This is a genomic window from Streptomyces sp. NBC_00568, from assembly GCF_026341855.1.
GTDB lineage: Bacteria > Actinomycetota > Actinomycetes > Streptomycetales > Streptomycetaceae > Streptomyces.
The window spans coordinates 6,780,245-6,802,433 of record NZ_JAPENW010000001.1; the positions used below are offsets into that span (position 1 = coordinate 6,780,245).

The window sequence follows — 22,189 nt, forward strand, 5'->3', positions numbered from 1 at the left end:
CCATTACCGCTGTGTCAGGTCGGGTGCTCTCCTTTCCAGGCAACGCGGTCACCGTCTCCCGGTGACCGTGGGAGCGCCCTTCGGCTCTTCGAAAGGCTCTCGGCTTCATGCCTCCCTTTTCTCCTGATGTCCCTGATTCCACAGACCCCGTGGTCGCCGCGCTCCGCTCCGCCGGTTGCGTCTTCGCCGAGGACGAGGCGGAGTTGATCCTCTCCGCCGCCCGCACTCCGGACGAGGCCGCCGCGATGGTGGACCGGCGCGTCGCCGGACTGCCCCTCGAACACGTCCTCGGCTGGGCGGAGTTCCACGGACTGCGCATCACCGTCGAACCCGGGGTCTTCGTGCCGCGCCGCCGCACCGAGTTCCTCGTCGACCAGGCTGTCGCGCTCGCGCGGGGCGCGTCCCTCGTCGTGGACCTGTGCTGCGGCTCGGGCGCGGTCGGCGCCGCGCTCGCCGCGTCCCTCGGCGGGCCCGAACTGCACGCCGTCGACATCGACCCGGCCGCGGTGCGCTGCGCCCGCCGCAATGTCGCGCCGTACGCCGGCCAGGTCCACGAGGGCGACCTCTTCACCGCGCTGCCCGACACCCTCCGGGGCCGTGTGGACGTCCTGGCCGCCAACGTGCCGTACGTCCCCACCGACGAGGTCGGCCTGCTGCCGTCGGAGGCCCGTGACCACGAACCTCTGATCGCCCTCGACGGAGGCACGGACGGACTCGACCTCGTGCGCCGGGTCGCCGCCGAGGCGCCGCAGTGGCTGGCCCGCGGCGGCTGCCTCCTCGTGGAGACGAGCGAACACCAGGCGCCCCTGGCCGTCGAGGTGTTCGCCCGCTGCGGCCTGATCGCCCGGCTGGCCGTCTCGGAGGAGTGGTACGCCAACGTGGTGATCGGCGTGAAGCCCTGACCCCGGGGGCGGGGCGACACGGCCGACATGCCGCGTTCGGGTCCTGATCTGCTGATTGTCCCGCCCCGCGCGCCACACTCTGGCTGACCGCAGACGCCGGAGGAAGGCCCGAACGTGAGCAGTGCCCCCGAGAAGTTCGACGCATGGGACATCAAGGAGTCGGGGCCCGCCGATGCGGGCACGAAGGTGCTGCTGCTGCCCGGCGCCATGTGCAGCACCGCCTTCTACGACGACCTGGCCGCCGCACCGCCGCTCGCCTCCGCGCCGGTGCGGCTGGTGGCCGCAACCCTTCCGGGCCACGCGGGCACCACACCGCCGCACGATCTCGGCATGGAGAATTACGCGGCGCTGGCCGGAGCCCTGGCCGCCGAGCGGGGCTGCTCTGTCGTGGTCGGCCACAGCATCGGCGCCAACATCGCCCTGGAGATGGCGGCCGGCGGGCACTTCACCGGTCCCGTCGTCCTGCTCGCCCCGGCGTTCTCGGCATCCGACGAGGACAAGGCGCTCGTGATCGCCAACACTCTCGGGCGGGTGCCCGGCATCGGGGCGCTGACCTGGTCCGGCCTGGTCAAACTGACGCCCCGCGTCATGGTGAGCGAACTGCCCCCGGCCCGCCGCGAGGCGCTGACCGCCGAGTTCGCGAAGAACGATCCGGCGTTCTGCCGTGCGGCGATGCGGCACTACTTCGACTATCTGGACCGGTACGGATCCCTCGTCTCCCGGCTCCGGGACTCGGGCGTGCCCGCCTGGGTTGTGCGCGGCGACCACGACGACGTCGGACTGGCGGACGAGGAGCGGGCCGGGCTCGAGGCCAGCCCCAACGTGACCATGGTCGCGGTCCCCGACGCGGGGCATCTGGTGATGGTCGACCAGCCCGTCGTGGTCGCGGAACTCGTGGCCCGGGTGGCGCTCGGCTGAGTGGACCTCCGGCCCGGGGCGAGTGATCCTCGTCATTGTGCAACTAGTTGCATAAAGCGTGGCGTGTCGTCTACAACAGTCGTACGACACCGCGCACGGAGGGCCAGATGAGCCGTTACCCGCACCTGCTGAACCCGCTCGACCTGGGCTTCACCACCCTGCCCAACCGCGTGCTCATGGGCTCCATGCACGTGGGTCTGGAGGAGGCCGAGCGCGGCTTCGAGCGCATGGCGGAGTTCTACGCCGCCCGCGCGCGAGGCGGCGTCGGCCTGATCGTCACCGGCGGCATCGCGCCCAACGACGCGGGCCGGCCCTACGAGGGCGGCGCCAAGCTGACCACCGAGGCCGAGGCCGAGAAGCATGCCGGGATCACCGCCGCGGTGCACCGCGAGGGCGGGAAGATCGCGATGCAGATCCTGCACTTCGGGCGGTACGCCTACCACCAGGACCTGGTCGCCCCCAGCGCGCTGCAGGCCCCGATCAGCCCCTTCCCGCCGCACGAGCTCAGCGACGCCGAGGTCGAGCAGACCATCGACGACTACGCGCGCGCCGCCAGGCTCGCGCGGCAGGCGGGCTACGACGGCGTCGAGATCATGGGCTCCGAGGGCTACCTCATCAACGAGTTCATCGCCCTGCAGACCAACCGGCGCGAGGACCGCTGGGGCGGCTCGTACGAGAACCGGATGCGCTTCCCCGTCGAGATCGTCCGCCGTGTACGCGAGGCCGTCGGCGACGACTTCATCATCATCTACCGCCTGTCGATGCTCGACCTGGTGCCCGGCGGCTCCTCGCTCGACGAGGTCATCACGCTCGCCCGCGCCGTCGAGGCCGCCGGGGCGACGATCATCAACACCGGCATCGGCTGGCACGAGGCCCGCATCCCCACCATCGCGACCTCGGTGCCGCGCGGCGCGTACGCCTGGGTGACCAAGAAGGTCATGGGCTCCGTCTCGATCCCGCTGGTGACCACCAACCGCATCAACACCCCCGAGATCGCCGAGCAGTTGCTCGCCGACGGCCACGCCGACATGGTCTCGCTCGCCCGGCCGATGCTCGCCGACCCCGACTTCGTCGCCAAGGCCGAGGCCGGACGCCCGGAGGCCATCAACACCTGCATCGGGTGCAACCAGGCCTGCCTCGACCACACCTTCAGCGGCAAGATCACCTCCTGCCTGGTCAACCCGCGCGCCTGCCACGAGACCGAGCTCGTCCTCGCGCCGACCCGGCTGCGCAAGACCGTCGCCGTCGTGGGCGCCGGGCCCGCCGGACTCGCCTGCGCCGTCAGCGCCGCCGAACGCGGCCACGACGTCACCCTCTTCGACGCCGCGGGCGAGATCGGCGGCCAGCTCAACGTGGCCCGCAAGGTCCCCGGCAAGCAGGAGTTCGACGAGACCATCCGCTACTTCCGCACCCAGCTCGAACAGCACGGCGTGGACGTCCGGTTGAACACCCGCGCCACGGTGGACACCCTGGAGGCGTACGACGAGGTCGTCGTCGCCACCGGCGTCAGCCCGCGCACCCCGGAGATCCCGGGCGTCGACCACCCGAGCGTCGTCGGCTACCTCGACGTCCTGCGCGACGGAGCCCCCGTCGGTGACCGTGTCGCCATCCTCGGAGCCGGCGGCATCGGCTTCGACGTCGCCGAGTACCTCACCGACAGCGGCGACAAGGCGAGCGAGGACCCGTCGACGTACTTCCGGAGCTGGGGTGTCGACATGGACTACCGGGCGCCGGGCGGTCTCGCCGCCCCCGAACGGCCCGCCCCGCCGCGCACCGTGCACCTCCTGCAGCGCAAGGCGTCCAAGGTCGGAGCCGGACTCGGCAAGACCACCGGCTGGATCCACCGCACCGAACTCAAGCACCGGGGCGTCACCATGGTCCCGGGCGTCCAGTACGACCGGATCGACGACGCCGGACTGCACGTCACCGTCGACGGGCACAGCCAGGTCCTGGAGGTCGACACGATCGTCCTGTGCACCGGACAGGAACCGCGCCGGGACCTGTACGAGGCGCTGCGCGCCACCGGCCGAGGCGTCCACCTCATCGGCGGCGCCGACGTGGCCGCCGAACTGGACGCCAAGCGGGCCATCAAGCAGGGCACCGAACTGGCGGCGGCGCTCTAAGGCGCCGGAAGCAACGTTCACGGAAGGGCTGTCGCGGTGTCCGGCGGACCACGGCCGGGCACCGGGCGGCACTTCAGGCCCTCCCTAGGATGACCCCATGTCACTCCCGCACGCGATTCTCACCGCCCTGCTCGAGAAGCCCTCGTCGGGCCTCGGACTGACCCGGCGGTTCGACAAGTCGATCGGCTACTTCTGGTCGGCGACGCATCAGCAGATCTATCGCGAGCTGGGAAAACTGGAAGCCGAGGGGTACATCCGGGCCCTGGCGCCGCAGCAGCCCGCCCGGGGCCAGAAGAAGAGCTACGAAGTCCTGCCCGCGGGCCGTGCCGAACTCGCCCGCTGGACCGCCGCCTCCCAGGACCCGAAGCCGCTGCGCGACACGATGCTGCTGCGCCTGCGCGCCGCCGCGGTCGTCGGCACCGAGGGCGTCGAGGCGGACCTTCGTCGCCATCTCGACCTGCACCGGCGCCAGTTGGCCGAGTACCAGGAGATCCAGGAGCGGGACTTCCCGCCGGGAAAGGACACCCCGGAGGACCGTCTGCGGCACCTCGTCCTGCGGGCCGGCATCGACCTGGAGACCTTCTGGACCCAGTGGCTCACCCATGCCCTGGCGGAGTTCGAAGCACTGCCGGGGCGTGACTAGGCGGCCCTCCCGCGACCGGAATCGACGGAACGGCCGCCCGACGTGACGGACTTCGGCTCAGAGCCGGTGCGGCTTGGACCGGCGGCGCAGGAACCACGCCGCCGCCACCGTGCCGGTCACGACCAGAGCCCCGCCGCCCACGACGGTGGCGGTGCCGTAGTCCTTCACGGCCCCGCCGAGCCCGCCCATGACGCCGCGCGACGGGGAGGCCGTCGCCGTTGCCGTCGCCGTTGCCGTCGGCGTGGTCGTGGCCGAGATCGTGGGGGTCGCCGCGGGGGCCGAGACGATGATCGACTGGGTGCCGGCCGTCGAGCCGTCCTGGCAGACCACGATGACCGTGTAGGTGCCGGGGCCCACGCCCGTCCAGGACGCCGACTGACTGGTGCTCGTCCCGGTGAGCGACATCTGGCGCCCCTGGGCGAAGTTCGCCTGCCCGTTGGACAGCAGCGACGCGTCGCCGAAGCTGCTCCCGTTGCTCGGGCAGGCACTGGTGGTGACCGAGACCGTGGTGCCGCTGGTGCTCACGGAGATCCCGGAACCCCAGGCGACGGCCGCCGGGGCGGCCAGGGCGAGCGGAAGCGCAGCGGCGGCGGCCACGGTCAGGCCGGATCGGAGAAGTGTCTGAGTGGTACGCATAGGAACTGCCCTCCAGCGGCACGGTTGGCGGTACATCCCATGCGCCGCCGAGGATTGGAAAGGCCCGTGCTGCCTCAGAGCGAGCCAATGTGCACCGGGCCCGGCCCGCATGCGGACGGGGACCGGGCAGGTGACGAATTCCATCGTCCGGCGCACTGCCGGCGGATGCGGCGGGCCTGATGGCGCGGTGTGCCGGTGGATCCGCCGCCGACGGATCCGGGTCGCGTGCGCCGCGGCGGTCACCGGATGAGGGCCGTCCCCGTGAGGAGCCACCCGGCGGGGCGGCTCGCGGCGGAAGTCACCGGGTCCGGGCCGCCCCGGCCGTGGTCACCAGGTGCGGGCCACGCGCAGCAGCCGGTCCCGGACCAGGGCGACGTGCGGATTGTCCGAGGGCCCGGGGCGCTGGGCGAGATAGCCGGTGTTGATCGGCGGATCCTCGGGCGTCAGCAGCGCGACCAGGGCGCCGGAGGCCAGCTCGGCCTCGCACAGATAGCGGGGGAGCACGGTGATCCCCGCACCGGCGACGACCGCCGTCAGGACGCCGCGCAGATCGGGCACCGTGATCGCGGCCTGCCCGGACAGCCGTACCCCGAAGACATGCCGCCAGTAGCGGCGGGCGATGGGCAGATCCTCGGCGTACGTGACCAGGGGCAGCCCGTGCAATGCCGCGGCCCCCTCGGCCGCCACCCGGTCGGGGCCGATGCGCTCGGCCCAGTCGGGGGAGGCGACGAGCACGAACTCCTCGTCCATCAGCGGCACCGACGCGAGGGTGCGCCCGCGCGGCCGGCTCGTGGCGATCACCAGATCGAAGCGGCCGCCGCGCAGGCCCTCCAGGAGTTCGTCGGTCAGCCCGGTGCTGATCCGCAGCCGTACACCCCGGGCCGTCAGCGGCGCCAGCGCGGGCAGCACCCGCGCGCACAGCAGCTCGGCCGGGCCGGCCACCTGGACCGGGTCCGGCGGCTGGCCGGCGCTGGGACCGCCGCGGTCCGCCACCGTCGCCAGTGCGTCCAGCGGCGCCGCCACCTGCGCGGCCAGCTCGTCCGCCACGGACGTGGGAAGCACACCCCGCGGCCCCCGCTCGAACAGCTCCCGGCCCAACTGCTCCTCCAGGGATCGCATCTGGGTGGTCACCGTCGGCTGGGAGAGCCCCAGGAGCCGCGCGGCCGCCGTGAACGAACCCGCCCGGTGCACCGCGAGGAACGTGCGCAGCAGAGTCAGGTCGAGCGGCGCGCCGGCATTGGATTCCCTATGGGCCATACGGACAACCCTATGCTGGCCTATGGCCGGGTCCGCCTGCCGGGCCGGTCGCCGTCGGTCCACCCGGCCCGTGGCCACCGGTCCGCCGCACCCCTCACCGTCGGCCCGTCGTCACGGAACGCTCCGCGGAGAACCCACCCCACGTCCCGTCGGGCAGCTTCGCCCGGATCCGCACCCGGTGTGCCGCGTCCGCCTCCCGGCCGACGTAGAAGCTGTAGGTGGAGGTGCCGCGGGGCGGGTCGGCGCCCCAGACGAGCGAGGTCGCGGGACGCCCGTCGAGATGGACCTGGTACTCCGTGATCACTCCGTCGACCTCGGGCGCGGTCCACTTCAGGTCGATGTAGTACGCGCCTTCGCTGCGGTGCGTCGTCGCCCGGAAATCGGTCGGCGCCGTGCCCCGGCCGTCGTCCGACCCCGGTGCCGTGGTGATCGGGACGGTGGCGCTCGGCGGAGAGAGGTTGTCCGCCGCGTCGCGGGCCCGCACGGTGAACGTGTACGCCGTGCCCGGGCGCAGCCCGGTGACGACGGTGGCCGTCTGCGCGCCGCCGACGCTGTGGATCTTCGAGGTGCCCTGGTAGATGTCGTACGACGCCACGCCCCGCGCGTCGGCCGACCTCGCCCACGACAGCTGGGCCGCCCGGCTGCCGACCGCCTTGCCGTGCGGGCTGCCGGGGCGCGTGGGCGGTGTGCGATCGGCCGTGACCGCCGCCGGGGTGGTGGCCCGTACCCGCTTGCTGAGCGGCCCCGGGACCCCGGCGGCGTTCCGGGCCCGGACCGTGAAGACGTAGGCGGTGGACGGTTCGAGCCTGGTGATGTCCACCATGTGCTCCGAACCGGGCACTTCCTTGATTTTGGTGGTGCCGCGATATACCTCGTAGCGGGTGACCTTCGGGTCCTCGGCGGCCAGGTTCCACATGACGTGCACGCTGGTCGCGCTGCCCGCGGCGGCGGTCACGCCCAGCGGCGCGGCGGGCTGCCGTTCGCCCTGGCCCGAGGTCGGCGCCCCCCATCCGCAGGACGCGAGCAGGAGCAGCGCGCCGCACACCGGCACGCGCAGGACGGTGGGGGGAACGCGTCGCACGGGTCTGCCTTCCCTCGGCGGGATTGGTCTGTACCTATAAGACACGGCTGACGCGGCCACATCAAGAGGAGAGGCGGGCTGTTGGCCGGGCGGTCTCCGAGGTACGTATGCTGATCCGTGACGCGGTGTGAACTCGCCCCGTTGTCAGGGGAGTTCGTGCCTACGGCGCGGACCGCTGTCGTCGCTGATCCCGCGCCGGCGCGTGCGGTCGAGTGGCCGGAGCCGGCTGTGGCTCGGGCCCTCGGCCGTACGGCGGCCGGGAAAGTGGCCGTGCACCGTCCGGCCCCCTCCCGGTGGACGCGCTCTCGGACGCCCACCAGATTTGGGCAAATGAGCGTCCATGTCCCCCAGGAGAGGGTCTCCCATCGTGCGTGTCCACTCGCTGACGGTGGCCGCTGCCGCTGCCGCTGCCGCCGCGGCCCTGCTCGTCCCGGCCCAGGCGTTGCTGTCCACCGCCCCCACCGCAGGCCGCCCCGGCAGCCATGGCACGGCCGCGCGGGAGGGCAGTGTCCGGGCCGCGGACCTGCTGGCGAAGGTGCGTGGCTGCGCCGTCGTCTCGAACGGGCGCTACCGCAGCGACGACGGCACCCGTGCCGACATCCCGGTCTGCGGCGCCGAGGGGGCCGTCTTCTGGAAGGCCGACATGGACATCGACTGCGACGGCAGACCGGGCCCCCTGTGCAACAGCCGCACCGATCCGCTCTTCTCCGACGCCACGGCCTTCCAGCAGTCCGACGGTCGATACCTGAGCGCCGAGACCCTGCCCTACATCGTAGTCCCGGCCCCCAGCGGCATCTGGAACTTCCGGGACCACGGCATCGGGGCGGGCTCGGTGGCGGCCGTGATCTACCAGGACCGAGTCCAGTACGCCGTCGTCGGTGACACCGGCCCGCAGGACATCATCGGCGAGGCCTCGTACGCGACGGCCAAGGTGCTCGGTATCCGCCCCGATCCGCGCGGCGGCGGCATCCCCTCCGGGGTCACCTACATCGTCTTCAAGAACTCCCGGGTGTCACCCATCGAGGATCACGCCGCCGCGGTGGCGGCGGGGGAGCGGCTGGCCCGGAAGTTCGTGAACGAGGTGAAGCAGCGCTGAGGCGCCGCGGCCCGCGGCCGGAAGCGCCGGGCCGCTGGGGCGCCGTACCGGCCGCCGGCTCCTGGCCCCGGCTCCTGGCTCTCGGCTCCTCCCCGGCTCCTGGTTTCCGGCTCCCGGCGCCCCGGCCTCCCCGGTCCATGCGTCAGACCGAGGCCCAGTCGTTGTCGACGGACAGGATCACGCCGTTGATGTTGCTCGCCGCGTCCGAGGCGAGGAGCACGATCGCGCCGCCCTGCTCCTCGCCCCGGCGGGCCGGCCCCCGTAGGCCCGCGCGATTCCGCCACGGCGGCGCTGTGGCCGCGGTTCTCACACCTTCCGGTACGTGTACGCCTCCGCTGCCGCCGCCTCCACCGCCGCGAGGTCGGCGCCCGCCGAGGCCGTGACGACCGCGGCCACCGTCCCCTCGACGAACGGGGCGTCCACCAGACGCGTGTTGTCGGGGAGTTCGTCACCCTCGGCGAGCAGCGTCTTGACGGTGAGCACGGCACTGCCCAGGTCGGTGAGCACGGCGACCCCGGCGCCGCGGTCCACGGAGGCCGCGGCGGCGGTGATCAGCTCGGCGCTGGTGCCCAGGCCCCCGTCCGCGGTGCCGCCCGCCGGGGCGACGGGAGCGGTCGTGCCGCCGCCGGCCAGACCCGTCGCCAGCTCAGCGACGGACGCCGCGACCGCGGCGCTGTGGGAGACCAGCACGATGCCGACGAGCCTGCCTTCGGTGTCACTCATCGGCCGCCTCCACGAGTGCCGCGATCAGCAGCGACGAGGACGTGGCGCCCGGGTCCTGGTGCCCGATGCTGCGTTCGCCCAGATAGCTCGCCCGGCCCTTGCGGGCCTGCAGGGGCGTCGTCGCGACGGCGCCCTCCTCGGCGGCGGACTTCGCCGCGGCGAACGACTCGGCCAGCGCGTCGACCGCGGGCACCAGGGCGTCGATCATGGTCTTGTCGCCGGGCGCGGCTCCGCCCAGCGCCATCACCGCGTCGACGCCCGTGCGCAGCGCGTCCGTGAACTGCTCCTCGGTGACCTCGGCTGCGTCCCCGAGCGCCTTGCCGGTCCGGCGCAGCAGGGTGCCGTACAGCGGCCCGGACGCGCCGCCGACCGTCGAGATCAGCTGCCTCCCGGCGAGCGTGAGCACGGCGCCGGGGGTCTCCGGGGCCTCCTTCTCCAGCGTGGCGGTCACGGCGGTGAATCCGCGCTGCAGATTGCTGCCGTGGTCGGCGTCACCGATCGGCGAGTCCAGGTCGGTGAGCCACTGTGCCTCGCGGTTCACCGACGCGGCGGTCACCGTCATCCAACGGCGGAAGAAATCGGCGTCGAGCACAGAATCTCCTTGCGTGGTACGGACGTTGCCCTGGTGCCGGTTGAAGCCGGCCGGTTGAAGCCGGTTGACGCCGGGCGGCAGCCGGACTCGCGTTGACCGGGTTCACACGCCCCAGCGCAGCCCCGGTGTCTTCACCGGCGCGTCCCACAGGCGCAGGAGATCCTCGTCCACCTCGCAGAGGGTCACCGACGCACCGGCCATGTCGAGGGAGGTGACGTAGTTGCCGACCAGGGTGCGCGCCACGGGGACACCGCGCTCGGTCAGCACCCGCTGCACCTCCGCGTTGAAGCCGTACAGCTCCAGCAGCGGGGTCGCGCCCATCCCGTTGACGAGGACCAGCACCGGATTACGCGGTACGAGGTCTTCCAGGACGGCGTGCACGGAGAAGTCGGCGATCTCGCGCGAAGTCATCATCGCGCGCCGTTCCCGGCCCGGCTCGCCGTGGATGCCGACGCCCAGCTCCAGCTCCCCGGGCGGCAGATCGAACGTCGGGCTGCCCTTGGCCGGTGTCGTGCAGGCGCTGAGCGCGACGCCGAAACTGCGGGAGTTGTCGTTGACCTTCCGGGCCAGTGTCTCGACCGCCTCCAGGGGAGCGCCCTCCTCGGCGGCGGCGCCCGCGATCTTCTCCACGAACAGCGTCGCGCCCGTTCCACGCCGCCCGGCCGTGTAGAGACTGTCGGTGACGGCCACGTCGTCGTTGACGAGGACCTTGGCGATCCGGATGCCCTCGTCCTCGGCCAGCTCCGCCGCCATGTCGAAGTTGAGGACGTCGCCGGTGTAGTTCTTCACGATGAACAGCACGCCCGCGCCGCTGTCCACGGCGGCCGCCGCCCGCAGCATCTGGTCCGGCACCGGTGAGGTGAAGACCTCGCCGGGGCAGGCCGCCGACAGCATGCCGGGGCCCACGAATCCGCCGTGCAGCGGCTCGTGCCCGGACCCGCCGCCGGATACGAGGCCCACCCTTCCCGCGACCGGGGCGTCCCTGCGTACGATCACGCGGTTCTCGACGTCCACCGTCAGCTCCGGATGGGCTGCCGCCATGCCCCGCAGCGCGTCCGCGACCACCGTCTCCGCCACGTTGATGAGCATCTTCATGGGTACCTCCCGGTGAGATTGACAGACGAGTTCCTGACCTGCGTTTCCCCTGGTCAAACCTGGTGCGGATAGTTCTTGATCTTGGCGCTTCGCGGCGCTCGTCGCCGGACTGTGGCGGTTCTAATGCTGACCTGCTGACTTTCGTGATGGCCTGTCAGTTGTGCGGAGCTTTGGATCCGGGTCGGCGGGAGTGCTGTCATTCGAAGTATCGACCTTGCGGCAGCGAAGGTCACGCGCGCGGACGCTCGGGTAGGTGCGCGCATGCCTGAACCGCTCTGCTGTCTGTGTCTGGGGGCCGGTCGCAATGAGGGGTGATGCGTGCTCATGGTCGACCTGGCAGTGGCGGGGAGAGGGCTTCGGCGTGAAGTTCAGCCAGAGGGCGCTCGAATCTCTTGGCGACCTGGTTTGTGGAAATCTCGGCTCTGGCGATCTTGGTAGCTTGTCGGAGTCGAGGGGATTTCCTTACCGCTCCAGCATATACATCGCCGAGTTCTTCGCTGGGCCTGCACGGACCGGGCGCACGGCGGTTCCAACCGGAGCCGCTGGGTGGCAGAAGTTCTTGGAGCAATGCCGGCCGAGCCGCACGACGGCCCTGCTCAGCCCCCGGAAGCTTTCGTCAGGCTGATCGGCCATCTGATGAGCCCCGCCGATGCTCTCAATGAGGGGCCTGATCGTTCGAACGCGCTTGACCGGCTCAAGCAGGTGCTGGTGCAGGAGGGCCTCGAAGCCCCCAATGTCGACGAGGGGCACTGCTATGTCCTCCATATCGGGGCGTCTACCGTATCGGCCCTTGCGGGGCGAACCCCACTGCCTTTTCCTGGCCGCAGAGGTGCGACGCCGCGCCAACCCTGCCGGGTTCCTCGACAAGTGCGGTGAGGACTGGCTCATCGAGGGAGTGCTGCTTCCGTTGTTCCTGCGACTCGGTTTCCACCGGGCAGTGCAGCCCGGTGCAGAGATATGCTGCTGGAGTACGGCAAGGGCATCTGGATGCGTTTCCATGCTGCCCACGCGGCGCTTGCTTCGTTTCGGAATTCAGGTGAGGCGGGGGAATTAATCCTGACGCTGCGGGGGTGGTGAGAGTTGGCAAAGCCACATCCCGGAGCATCACGATCAAGCGCTCGTAATGCTTGCCCACGAGATCATCGATCCCGAGAGCAACAGGAGAGTTCTCGTCGGCCATCTTTTCATTGTTCCGGCGGTGAGATCACCAGGCTGCACGGAATTGAATGGGCAATGCTTTGGGTGTGTCAAAAAGCAGCCAGATCATTTTAATGGATCGGGGCGGCATTATAAACTAGTGAACTTGAACCCGTGATGTCGGCGATGGTGCTGCCGCGAGCGTCGCCGGCATCACGTGGAGGCCGCCGGGGCCGGCGTCAGTGGGCCCGCTCGGGACGGTCGGCGCCCGGGTGCCCGGCGCCCAGGTGGGCGGTGAGGAAGCGGGTGGCGCGGTCGAGTGCGGCGTCCGCCTCGTCGAGGTGCTCGTAGTGGTGCTGGAAGACGTGGGGGGGGCCGGGCCCGACTTCGAGGGTGACCTCGACGTCGTCGGCGCCCGCGCGGCCGGCCAGCCGGACCGCGTCGTCGAGCAGCACCTCGTTCGCCCCGACCTGCACGAGCAGTGGGGGCAGTCCGGTGAGGTCGGCGAACACCGGGCTGGCCAGGGGATGCGCCCGGTCGCCCGTGCCGGCGTAGAGATCGGCGTAGGCCGCGCAGGTCATCGGGTTGATGCCACGCTTCCACAGCGGGCGACGGTACTTGTCGAAGCCGTAGCCCCGGTCGGCGTACAGGCGTCGGGGCTTGCGGCGGGGCCGTCCCCGCAGGTCCCGGATCGGCGGGACCGCGTCCAACAGGCGAGTGGCGCCCGGTCAGGAACACGCAGCCGCCCTGGATAGCGGTGGCGTCGCTCGGGAGCGGGCGGTAGTAGCGGAGCAAGCCGTTCCCACAGGCCCGTCCGGAACAAGACCGGCACGCACGCGGACACCCTGCCGATCAAGATCGCCGAGCGCGAGACCCGCAGCTCAACTCATTGTGAAACCATCAGTTGCACCACTGGCTGTACAGACCCTGGCTCCCCCTCCGAAGAGGGAAGGCGCCAAGGAGTGGCTTCAAGCTGGTACGCGAGGCAGTGCCAGGCGAAAACGTGCCCCACGTAGCGAGTGACTGCGATCCGGCGTGGTCAGGACGAGTTGGGCGTCGATGTGGCGTGTGAGTTCCGCGGCGTCGGACAGTCCGCGTCCTCGTGAGGGGCCGCGGGTGCTGCGCCCCCGTCGAAAAGCGGCGTGAGGGTTGGCGAAGCTCACGCCGTTACCGTCATCGGCGATGTCGATGATGATGTCGTCGGGGTCGCTGTGGACGGTGATCTGTACTCGGTCGTGCTGGGCTTCGGCGAGTTCGTCGACCGCATTCTGCAGAAGCTCGGCCAGAATTGTGCGAACGGCGTTCTCCGGCGCCGCGGCGGGCGCGTGCGCGGGCAGGTCGAGGTTGACTTGCAGGGTCGGGAACGCCTTGCGGTAGTCCGCCACGACCGCTTCGATCGTTGGGATCATGTCGTGCGGCGCGGGTGCTGGGGCGGTCGATGCTATGGCTTGGGCTCGGCTCTCCAGTGCCGATTCGAGCGTGTGATCGCCGATACCTCCGGGCAGCAGTGCCCAGCGGTGCTCGCTCCACGCCTGGATGTCATGTGACGGGCTTACGGCGGCGAGCGCCTCGATCAACAGGCGTGGTGCTTCTTGCCGCATCCGTGTCAGCACGGTGCAGTGGCGCAGCAGGATTTCGGGGTCGGATTCGAGTGTTGTCCCGATGTCGGCCAACGGGTGCCGGGCCAGTGCGTGCAGCCCCTTTGTCAGCAGGTCTTCCGATACGTCGCCGCCCTCGATGGCGACCGACAGTTGCAGGTCGGGCACCTGCAAGGGGGTGTCGAATCCGTCGGCGGCGAGGGCGGCCAGGAATGCCACTCGACCGGCGGGCCCGGGCACCGGCGAGGGCAGAACGGCGGCACCGAGTTGGCTGGTCATGTCCATCGTCGCCCATCGCTCCCGACGAGAGTCCCGTGTTCGGTCGCTGCCCGCACGCAGCAGACTTTCGATCAGGACGTGCAAGCCGTTCGGGTGGAGGGCTACTTGGTCGGTCAGCTCTCGGGCCAGCTCGGTCCCGCCCAGGTCGAGGACATCGAGGAGCCAGGACAATCGGCCCCATGCAACCGGTTCGGGATGGTCGACGAGGAGAAGTTCGAGTGCACCCGTGTTTCCGATACCGAGGGCGTGCGAGGTCCAGTTGCGGCCGAGCAGACGCAGCAGATGGAGTGCCTGGTGTTGTGTGGTGGTGCTCAGTCGGATGAGATCGCTTGGCGAGAGGACGGCCACGTTCGAGCGGCCGGGCAGGCGCTCCGTCCCGGCGCCGCAGTCGATGACGACGAGCCGTGCCTCGGACGCCTTGCCCGACAAGGGCTGATCATCCGTCGTATGGAGAATGATCTTGATGTCTGTGAGCCAGGGCAGCGGTAGGGCCTGGGCCGCCGGCGAGAGATCGAAGCGGAACGAGTACCCGCCGCGGCAGGGAATCGGCGGTCGTACCTTCGTCCCGCCGACGAACTCGGCCAGCACGGCGCTGAAGGCCGCCGCGTCCCGATCCGTTCTGTGGGTTCGGAGCTCGGCGTAAGTTCCCAGCAGGAGCTGTCCCTCGGGACCAGGCATCCAGTCGCCTCTGTACGACCGTTGATTCATGCGTTCCAGTGCGACATGCGCGTCTACGGTCGGATCCCAGGGGCGGATCCGTGCCACCGCGTCGGGTGGCAGGGCCGTCTCACTGTCGCCCATGGCCAGCAAGCGTTCTGCCGCTACGAGTTGTCCCCGATCGACGCGCTGGTTCCAGGCGTCGAGGAGTGCCTTCGATACGCGGGCCCTTCGGTTTCGGAGCGTCATGCGACGCTTCGCTTCCTTCTGCGCGTTCTCGATGTCCGTGTCCAGCGCCGCGGCAAGCGAAGTCAACCGCTGCTGGAGTCGGGGCAGACGCAGATCCTCGGTGTCGATCGCAAGATCGGGGACACCGGTCGGCGTGGGCAGACCGGCGGCTTCTGCCCGGCTCGACAAGTGTGCGATGTCGGCGTTGAGTTGTGCCCGCACTTCGACCTCTCGCCGGCTCAGTCGTTCTTGGGCGTCTTGAAGCAGCTCCAGGTCGGTGGCCACTGCGGGCGACTCGGTGATGAGCGTTGCCGCACTGGGGAGTTCTCCTTGTTCCAGGAGCCAGGCGAGGGCGGCTGTGTCGTCGAGATCCGCTGCCAGGTCCCGGAGCAGTGCGGTCGTGATTCGTTCCTCGTCGAGGTCTCCGTTCGAGAGTTCGACGCAGACGCGGGGTAGACGCAGTCTGCCGATCCAGCCGTTCAGATAGGGCACTGGCATTGTCACGGCTGCGTCTCCTGCCATGATACGAGGGGTCGGAAGTGATCCAGCAGCGCCAGGAGCGGAAGATGGTGAGGAGGGGTCAGGTCATGGGCCTGACTTCTCAATTCATCCCATGCTTCGCTGAGCCAGCTCGCCGTGGTCAGGTCGGCCGGACGCAGCAGGATCGGTTCGGCGGTGCTCGGGGTGTGCGAGGCTGTTGCCGCGCGAGCTGTCCGGAAGACCTGCTCGACTTTTTCGAGGAAGTTGCGATGTCGACGCCATGCGATGTCCGGTTCGCCTTCCTGCTTGACGATGTCATCGAAGTAGGGGGTGACTCTTGTCGGCAGTTCGGCGATCGTCGTGCGACGCAGTTGCGGGTCGTCGGACTTCGCGGCGTGCAGAAGGCGGGTCAGGATGCCGTCGTCGGCAGTGATGCGTCGGTACAGCACCTTGCCGGACCGGAAGTTGAACCGGGTGTGCAGCGCGATCAGCTTCTCGGTCTTCGTCGCCACCGCTTCCCACTGGGCACGGGGCGTGGCGATGCCGGTGCTCTGATCGAGGAGGGACGCGATGTCGGCCACTGGCAACGGCTCCTTGATCTCCCCGTACAGCTGCACGACGGTCGACGCCAGGTCCTGCCAGATCGGTGGCAGGGACGTTGCCAGAAGGCTGATGCAGCCTGCTGCGGCGGCATGTCCGCCCAGAAGGTAGTCGGCCAGGAGGCCGGCGGCGCCCGTTGACCGTCCTGGGATCGTGTGGGTCCATGCGTCGTTCCGTTCGGCCAGCTTGATGGTGACCAGGTCCAGATCCGACTGGAGCGGTGCGTGCTCGATCGCTGCGGCCAGTAGGCAGGCGGTTGCGGGCACGGCCTGCGGGCAGTCCGGGATCGAGGTGCTCAGAAGTGCGGCGGACACGAACGATCCGCGTTCCCACAGGTGGCCGATGAGCCAGTTGGTCCACTTCGTTCTCTGTTGCTCGGATGTGCCCCGGCGTTGCAGAATCGTGGCGACCACGGAAGCGAGCAACCGTGGGTCAACACCGGTCTCCCGCAACCGTTCCATGGTCGGCCAAGGATCCTCCTGGCCGTCGAGTTCACGGTGGAGATAGTCGTCGAGCGGTAGCTGGTCACGGCGGACCAATTGTGCGCCCTGGGCAAGTGTGAGTGCGTCCCGTGCTCCCTTGCGGCCCGCCCCGGCCTGACCTTCGATCGCGTCGTCGCCGGGCGCTGAGACCCCGAGCCAGTCCGCCATCTCGTCGGACAGGATGCGGCTGTGAATCCGCAGAGCGACCTGACTGCGGCGGGCGGCGGCTTGGTTGAGGGGTCCGGTCAACGGTCTCGCGGATCCCAGAATGATCTGGTGGTCCGCCATCACCACACGACCGCGGGGCGGTCCGAGCACTTGAAAACCGTTCGGGATCCTGTCGAACAGGGGGTCGGCGCGGTCCTCGGGCGGCGGAGGACAGTCCACCCGGACTGTCACACCGTCCGTCCGCTTGTTGTCCATGTCGGCAAGGAGCTTGTGCTGCAACGGCAGAGTGTCGGTGCTGTCATCAGCGATGGCCAGCCGTCGGGTGGAGTCGTTCACTGCGTCGGCGATGGCCTCGCCGATTTCGCCGTCCAGGAGCAGTTCGACGACGGGCACCCCTTCCGGGATTGCCCGGACCGCTTCGGTCAGCATGTTCCGGTACTCCACCCAGCTGTCGCGCCACATGGGCATGAGGGCGGCGTCGGCGTTCTCGGGGATGGTCGGGAAGCTCAAGTCACGGCTGGCCGTCGCCGCGTCGCGAGGGCGGTCGCCGAGTTCGGTCGCGGTGAGGATGGTCCTGCCGAGCACCCAGTCCGGGCAGCGGCTGCGGGTCCAGGCGAGCAGCTCCAGAATGGCCTGCGGGGGTCGGGCCGTCCGTCCGGCTTCCGTGGCGCGGATCCAGGCCGCTGCGAGGGCAGAGTCACGGGAGTCCAGCAGGTTGTGGGAGCCCACGAGCGCCCCCTGATCGTCGGCGATCACCAGGTTCGCCGAAACCTGGGCGGCGGACTGAGGAACGGTCAACTGTCCGGGGAAGCGATTGCGCCATGCCGCCAGCTGGGCGGCCACCGGTGCCGGCAGGTTGCCGCCACCGGTCGGACCCCAGAGCAGTACCAGTTGAACGTTCCGCTCCAGGGCCCGCTCCACTCCTGAATTGATCAACGCTTCCAGGCTTGCGGGGCGTACCGTCGGACAAACGACGATCAGCTGCTGTTTGGCCTGCCCGATCACGGAGTGCAAGGCGGCGAGCCGGGCCGGTGCGTTGGTGAGCAGATCCACTCGCGCGCGCAACCGGGACAGCATGTCAAGATGCTGGCTCACACCGCGGGCGCTTGCCGCGAGACTGTTCTGACGGTCCCGCCACGCTGCGATCTTGTCCTGTTTGAGGGGTCGCTCGAGGTCTTGGGTGAGCCTGTCGAGGAGGCGTGGTACTCCGGGGAACCGCTCGAGTTGCTCGGTGGCACGGCTGCGCAGCTGGGTGCTGAACCGGCTCTGTGGCCAGCGTTCGACATAGTCGGCGAGCCGGCTGCTGAGCCTGGCGACGGCCTGGACCGGCCAGGTGGAGGTGGGATCGACGGCCTGGACGAAGAGTCGGCCGGTGTTCTCGTTCGTCGCCACGCCGACCTTCAACGACACCCATCGCAGGCTCGCGTCCTGCCGCTCGCCCAGTCCGGCCGGCAGAACCGACAGCACCACGCTGTCCGAGGCTGTTTTCTGCTCTTCGAGCATCAGGCGCTGCACCGCGCCGCGCAGTTCCGCCGGCGCGGTATCCGCCAGTGTCAGGCTCACCTCGGCGTCGGCCGGTACTTCCAGTTGGTCACGGTGCGGTCGTCGGGCGCCTTCGCGGTGGGAGAAGACCAGTTGGGAGAGAGGTTCGTACAGGTACTCCCGGCGTTCGGTCCGCGCTCCCGGGTCGCTCGCCGGATCCAAGGAGCGTTCCCGTTCCGTCAGGCCTATCCGTCCGGTGTCGAAGTCGATCCAGATCCAACCGCCGTTCCAGAGACTGTGCACGACATCGCCGATGACCGGTTCGGGGAGGGCGAAGAAGTCCGCCAGACTCTGCGTGGTGCAGCGCCCCAGTTTGATCGCCTCGGACACCAGGGCTTCCAGAGTCGTTCCACCCTTCGCCGGGCCCAGTTGTACGTTGAGGGTGATCACCCGGCAGGGCAGGCTCAGATGCAGGCTCACCCCGTCACCCCTTCGTCGGTCAGTTCCTTGGCCGCCACCACTGTGCCGAATTGCTCCACGCCTTGGATGACCTGCCGCCAGGTGTCCGTGCCATGGTTTCGGAAATGTTCGAGGTCGCCCACGATGACCAGAAGGCGCCTGGCTCGCGAAAGCATGACGTTCACCAATCGGCCCTCGCCGATGAAGCCGATGTTCGACCGACTCGAGCTGCCGCGCTGTTTTTGCCGTACGAGGGAGACCAGAACCTGGTCCGCCTCTCGTCCCTGGAAGGAGTGAACCGTGTGCAGGCGGCCGGCCCGCTCGAGTTCGGGCGCTATTCTCCCGATCTCTTTGAGCTGCTTGCGGTAGGGCGAGAGCACCGCGAGGCTTCCTGGCCCTTCCGACGCGTCGACCCACCGGGGACGCAACTGTCGTGCCACCCTCACGACCAATTTGGCCTCGCCACCGTTGACCCAGCTCGGCTCGTCTCCGCAGCCGCTCAGGCCGCCGGTGTCGAGCCAGATCAGTGCCCTTCCCACCAGGAACGACGGCTCGGTGAGGTCGTGGTCGAGATCCGTGGCGTAACGGGAGTCGAGGATGGTGGGCGGAAGTCCGGCGAAACGTCGTTCGCGCGGCCTTTCCAGGGGCTCCTCCCTGTTCGCGGCAGGCTCGTCCTTCGGGTAGAAGACTCGGCCCACGACCTCCGCGATGCTCCTGTGCATACGGAACTGATAGACCAGCCGTCCGATGGGACCGGAGGCAGCGTTGCCGGTGTCGGACATGCCGGATGCCACCGCGTCCCCGGTCTCCTCCGACTCACCGGACGGCGGGAGGAACATCGACCCGAACATGTTGAGGTAACGCAGATGCTGTGTCTTGAGGCCGGCGTGCAGCTGCGCGACCTCCGCCGTCTGATCGGTGAGGTGATCGAGGAAGCGCTCGAGTTCCTCGCCGCGAAACGCGCCGAGCTGCCGGTGGTCGCCGATCAACGTCCAGCGCAGCCCTTGAACCAAGGGGATGAGCAGTTCGTTGGGCCACGCCTTGGCCGCCTCTTCCACGAGCACCCAGTCGAAGACAGCGGCTCCGTCGCGCGAGTAGTCCAAGACCTGCGCTGAGACGGAGCAGGTTGCCACGGTGATCTGTGCGGCTCGGCGCAGCCGCTCGCCGAGTTCGACCGCATTGCCGTCGACACGTTCCATCCAGCGCTTGAGCAGGGCGTCTTCGGGTGACTCGCGCACCAGGTCGTCGGCGCTGTCGCGGGCCAGTCGCGCCCGGACCGACTTTTTGATGAGCTTTTGATAGCGCTCCTGAACCTTGGCCAGCGTGTAGCCGGCCACGACCTTGTCGTCGACCTCCCCGCGCTGCGACGTGGCCCGGATGACCACGATTTCGTTCGGGTCCACACTCTTGACGATTTTGGCGGCCAGGCTGTCCAGCGCGAAGTTCGACTGTGCGCTCACGAGCAGACGCGTATAGGGGTGGTGGCGTAGGTACTCGACGATCGCCCGGGTGGCCACCGTCGACTTGCCCGTTCCCGGTGGGCCCTGCAGGGCGTAGAGCGGCTCGACCGTACAGATGTCGCGGATGATCGCCGGAGCGGTACCGTCCAGCCCGTCCCCCGCCGAGCCGTCGATGAACTGAACCGCGGTGTCGACCGCCTTCGGACTGATCAACTGCTCGATGAGTCCCGGACGCTCATCGAGCAGGCGGCGGGCCCGTGACTGCCGGTCCATCTGAACGTCTGTGCCCCCGTCGTCCGGTGAGCGCAGCCAGCCCTTGAGCGGTATCGCTACGCCCGACTCCGATTGGACCCGGACGACGTTCGGGTCTGCGGTGCTGATCGCGGACACCTTGACGGCATCGTGGAAGCTGGGTCTGCCGTCTCGATCGGAGCCGAGCATGACCGTGGCCGGCTCGCCGTCGAGTTCGAAGCCGTCCACGAAATCACCCAGGGTCGGCCGGGCCCGTGGCAGGCCGAGATACGCCGCCAGCAGCGGGTTGCGCCGGGCGCGGTCGCGATCGCGGCCATGGTCGTGACGGATGACGATGCCGTCCTCGGTGGACTGCCTCTCGTACGGATACCAGCGGGAGCGACGTTGCACCTCCTGGTATTCCTGCAGGAAGTCGATGGACTGCAGGAGCTCGCGGCCCTCGGTCTTCTCACGTCTGCGCAGCGGGTCCGTCAAGGGCCGCCACGACGGATGCATGGTGACGTCGACGCCGAGGGGATGCCCCGGCTTGTAGGGGATCAACCGGACTCGCGTGATCTCACGGCGTGGGAGGGAACGTAACAGCGATGCCGCGGCCCATGACTCCTTCTCGAGCATGAACCGAATGACGAGGACTCGCGGGTCGGGTGGGTCGTCGTGCCGCGGCTCGCGGAGGTAACTGGCGAACCAAAGTGCTCGCTCACCGATCAGCACCCATTCGGCCTGTCGCTTGATCTCCGCGCTGCGACCGCCGGAGACAAGGCCGTCCGCGCCCCGCGGCGAATGGACCAGTTCCGCGCGGCGCAGATCGCGTTCCAGCAGTTCGACGAGCTCACCGCGGCCGCGTTCGCTGTCCGGGTCGTGGGAGATCCACTCGAAGTGGCGCCACAGGGTCGGCCCGAACTGCTTGGCCATATAGGCCAGAAGCAGCGTGCCTTCTGCTTCCCGCTTCTCGAAGGCGGCGCGCACCGGCGACCAGCAGGCAGTCAGGGCTGCGGTCGCCTCGTAGGGGGTGGAGCGAGCCGCCGGATTCTGATCGATCATTTCCCGGAGCAGATGGGCGAGTTGTTTGGGGATCGACGCCCGGGTCAAGTGACGGCGCATCTCCTGCTGGAGGTCCTCGACGGCCGTCCGCAAGTTGTCGGCCCCGGCCGTGGCGAGGCGCTCGTAGTGCTCCGGGAGGATCTCTGCCACCGGGCCGCAGAACCACTCCCATCCGATGATGCCGAGCCCGAAGACGTCCGTGGTGGCTCTGTCCGTGCGCAGCGTGGGGGTGTTCCCGAACAGATAGGGGAGCAGTTCGGGAGCCAGTCCTGCAAGGTGCCGAGCCCGGTCCACGCCGTCGGGTGGACGCAGTGTGAGTTCGCGCAAGCCACTGTGCGTGTCCGGTGCGGCCGGGTCGGGGCGCATCCCCATGAGTCCTCGAACCAGGCCGCTGACCTCGAATCGGCTGAGTTGGCAGCGGTATCGGTCGTCCAGTTCCTCGTCGCGGAAGACGCGGACCGCGCCGAGGTGGATATTGCGATGGTGGATGCCAACGCTGTGAAGCTGGCTGAGCCCGTCGAGGAGTGTGGCGAACTGCTCGACCGCCTGGAGCCGCTCGTCCTCCCGCCAGCGATGCCGCGCCTCGGCCAGACTGCGGCCCTGAACGGTGGTCACCGCGTAGGCGACCCGCTCGTCCGGGGCGTGCCGGCCCGCGTGCAGGATCGGCAGGCCCGGATGCCCGAGTGCGCGTAACCGGAGCAGGCAGCGTAGTTGGCGGTTCCACATGGGCGCGGCGCCCGGACCGATCCCTTTGAACAGGACCGCTTCGAAGAGTTGGGAGGGATCGTCGGCCGAACTCA

At 69.5% G+C, this 22,189-nt stretch carries 15 protein-coding genes and 2 pseudogenes; 5 read left to right on the forward strand and 12 right to left on the reverse strand.

Annotated features, from left to right (window positions below):
- Positions 1-107: 107 nt before the first annotated feature.
- The 4 genes from OOK38_RS29545 (at position 108) to OOK38_RS29560 (ending at position 4,586) form a co-directional block, all read left to right on the forward strand.
- Entirely contained in the window at positions 108-902 is a 795-nt protein-coding gene (locus OOK38_RS29545; RefSeq protein WP_266755585.1) for a putative protein N(5)-glutamine methyltransferase, read from the forward strand.
- A gap of 114 nt (positions 903-1,016) precedes the next feature.
- The gene (locus tag OOK38_RS29550; protein ID WP_266755584.1) at positions 1,017-1,820 is read left to right on the forward strand and encodes an alpha/beta fold hydrolase; all 804 of its coding nucleotides are present in this window, start codon (positions 1,017-1,019) and stop codon (positions 1,818-1,820) included.
- A gap of 107 nt (positions 1,821-1,927) precedes the next feature.
- Positions 1,928-3,943 (forward strand): NADPH-dependent 2,4-dienoyl-CoA reductase, encoded by a 2,016-nt coding sequence (locus OOK38_RS29555; RefSeq protein WP_266755583.1) that lies wholly within the window; start codon positions 1,928-1,930, stop codon positions 3,941-3,943.
- Positions 3,944-4,040: 97 nt separating this feature from the next.
- Positions 4,041-4,586, forward strand: coding sequence for a PadR family transcriptional regulator (locus OOK38_RS29560; protein WP_266755581.1), 546 nt, complete (start codon positions 4,041-4,043; stop codon positions 4,584-4,586).
- A 57-nt stretch (positions 4,587-4,643) separates the two neighbouring features.
- Here OOK38_RS29560 and OOK38_RS29565 read toward each other — a convergent pair whose 3' ends face one another.
- From OOK38_RS29565 to OOK38_RS29575, 3 genes are all read right to left on the reverse strand, one after another.
- Entirely contained in the window at positions 4,644-5,222 is a 579-nt protein-coding gene (locus OOK38_RS29565; protein ID WP_266755579.1) for a hypothetical protein, read from the reverse strand.
- Between the two features lie 327 nt (positions 5,223-5,549).
- Complete coding sequence (locus OOK38_RS29570; protein WP_266755578.1) at positions 5,550-6,479, reverse strand: LysR family transcriptional regulator; 930 nt, start codon at positions 6,477-6,479, stop codon at positions 5,550-5,552.
- Positions 6,480-6,573: 94 nt separating this feature from the next.
- Positions 6,574-7,560, reverse strand: coding sequence for a fibronectin type III domain-containing protein (locus tag OOK38_RS29575; protein WP_266755576.1), 987 nt, complete (start codon positions 7,558-7,560; stop codon positions 6,574-6,576).
- A gap of 367 nt (positions 7,561-7,927) precedes the next feature.
- Here OOK38_RS29575 and OOK38_RS29580 point away from each other — a divergent pair, with 367 nt between their 5' ends.
- Positions 7,928-8,656, forward strand: a complete 729-nt coding sequence (locus OOK38_RS29580; RefSeq protein WP_266765559.1) for a glycoside hydrolase family 75 protein — start codon at positions 7,928-7,930, stop codon at positions 8,654-8,656.
- A gap of 142 nt (positions 8,657-8,798) precedes the next feature.
- On the opposite strand, the pseudogene OOK38_RS29585 reads toward OOK38_RS29580, so the two are convergent.
- The 9 genes and pseudogenes from OOK38_RS29585 to OOK38_RS29625 form a co-directional block, all read right to left on the reverse strand.
- Positions 8,799-8,903, reverse strand: a pseudogene (locus OOK38_RS29585) (3-ketoacyl-ACP reductase); the annotation flags it as partial.
- A gap of 59 nt (positions 8,904-8,962) precedes the next feature.
- Positions 8,963-9,379, reverse strand: a complete 417-nt coding sequence (locus OOK38_RS29590) for a PTS-dependent dihydroxyacetone kinase phosphotransferase subunit DhaM (protein ID WP_266755574.1) — start codon at positions 9,377-9,379, stop codon at positions 8,963-8,965.
- Complete coding sequence (gene dhaL, locus OOK38_RS29595; protein WP_266755572.1) at positions 9,372-9,971, reverse strand: dihydroxyacetone kinase subunit DhaL; 600 nt, start codon at positions 9,969-9,971, stop codon at positions 9,372-9,374. Before dhaL ends, OOK38_RS29590 begins: the two co-directional genes overlap by 8 nt.
- Before the next feature lie 102 nt (positions 9,972-10,073).
- Positions 10,074-11,066, reverse strand: coding sequence for a dihydroxyacetone kinase subunit DhaK (dhaK, locus tag OOK38_RS29600; protein WP_266755571.1), 993 nt, complete (start codon positions 11,064-11,066; stop codon positions 10,074-10,076).
- Positions 11,067-12,442: 1,376 nt separating this feature from the next.
- The gene (locus OOK38_RS29605; protein WP_266849386.1) at positions 12,443-12,808 is read right to left on the reverse strand and encodes an alpha/beta hydrolase fold domain-containing protein; all 366 of its coding nucleotides are present in this window, start codon (positions 12,806-12,808) and stop codon (positions 12,443-12,445) included.
- Positions 12,785-12,916, reverse strand: a pseudogene (locus tag OOK38_RS29610) (IS5/IS1182 family transposase); the annotation flags it as partial. The gene OOK38_RS29605 and the pseudogene OOK38_RS29610, both read right to left, overlap by 24 nt.
- Before the next feature lie 255 nt (positions 12,917-13,171).
- Positions 13,172-15,463, reverse strand: coding sequence for an ATP-binding protein (locus OOK38_RS29615; protein ID WP_266765557.1), 2,292 nt, complete (start codon positions 15,461-15,463; stop codon positions 13,172-13,174).
- Positions 15,464-15,465: 2 nt separating this feature from the next.
- Positions 15,466-18,657, reverse strand: coding sequence for a hypothetical protein (locus OOK38_RS29620; RefSeq protein WP_266755569.1), 3,192 nt, complete (start codon positions 18,655-18,657; stop codon positions 15,466-15,468).
- Complete coding sequence (locus OOK38_RS29625; protein WP_266848945.1) at positions 18,654-22,004, reverse strand: AAA domain-containing protein; 3,351 nt, start codon at positions 22,002-22,004, stop codon at positions 18,654-18,656. Before OOK38_RS29625 ends, OOK38_RS29620 begins: the two co-directional genes overlap by 4 nt.
- Positions 22,005-22,189 lie beyond the last annotated feature (185 nt).

What these genes read in the sequence shown, in the direction of transcription:
- OOK38_RS29565 (WP_266755579.1), bottom strand. Translation starts at nt 5,222, where the DNA reads ATGCGTACCACTCAGACACTTCTCCGATCCGGCCTGACCGTGGCCGCC.
- OOK38_RS29615 (WP_266765557.1), bottom strand. Translation starts at nt 15,463, where the DNA reads ATGCCAGTGCCCTATCTGAACGGCTGGATCGGCAGACTGCGTCTACCC.
- OOK38_RS29570 (WP_266755578.1), bottom strand. Translation starts at nt 6,479, where the DNA reads ATGGCCCATAGGGAATCCAATGCCGGCGCGCCGCTCGACCTGACTCTG.
- dhaK (WP_266755571.1), bottom strand. Translation starts at nt 11,066, where the DNA reads ATGAAGATGCTCATCAACGTGGCGGAGACGGTGGTCGCGGACGCGCTG.
- OOK38_RS29555 (WP_266755583.1), top strand. Translation starts at nt 1,928, where the DNA reads ATGAGCCGTTACCCGCACCTGCTGAACCCGCTCGACCTGGGCTTCACC.
- OOK38_RS29590 (WP_266755574.1), bottom strand. Translation starts at nt 9,379, where the DNA reads ATGAGTGACACCGAAGGCAGGCTCGTCGGCATCGTGCTGGTCTCCCAC.
- OOK38_RS29560 (WP_266755581.1), top strand. Translation starts at nt 4,041, where the DNA reads ATGTCACTCCCGCACGCGATTCTCACCGCCCTGCTCGAGAAGCCCTCG.
- OOK38_RS29545 (WP_266755585.1), top strand. Translation starts at nt 108, where the DNA reads ATGCCTCCCTTTTCTCCTGATGTCCCTGATTCCACAGACCCCGTGGTC.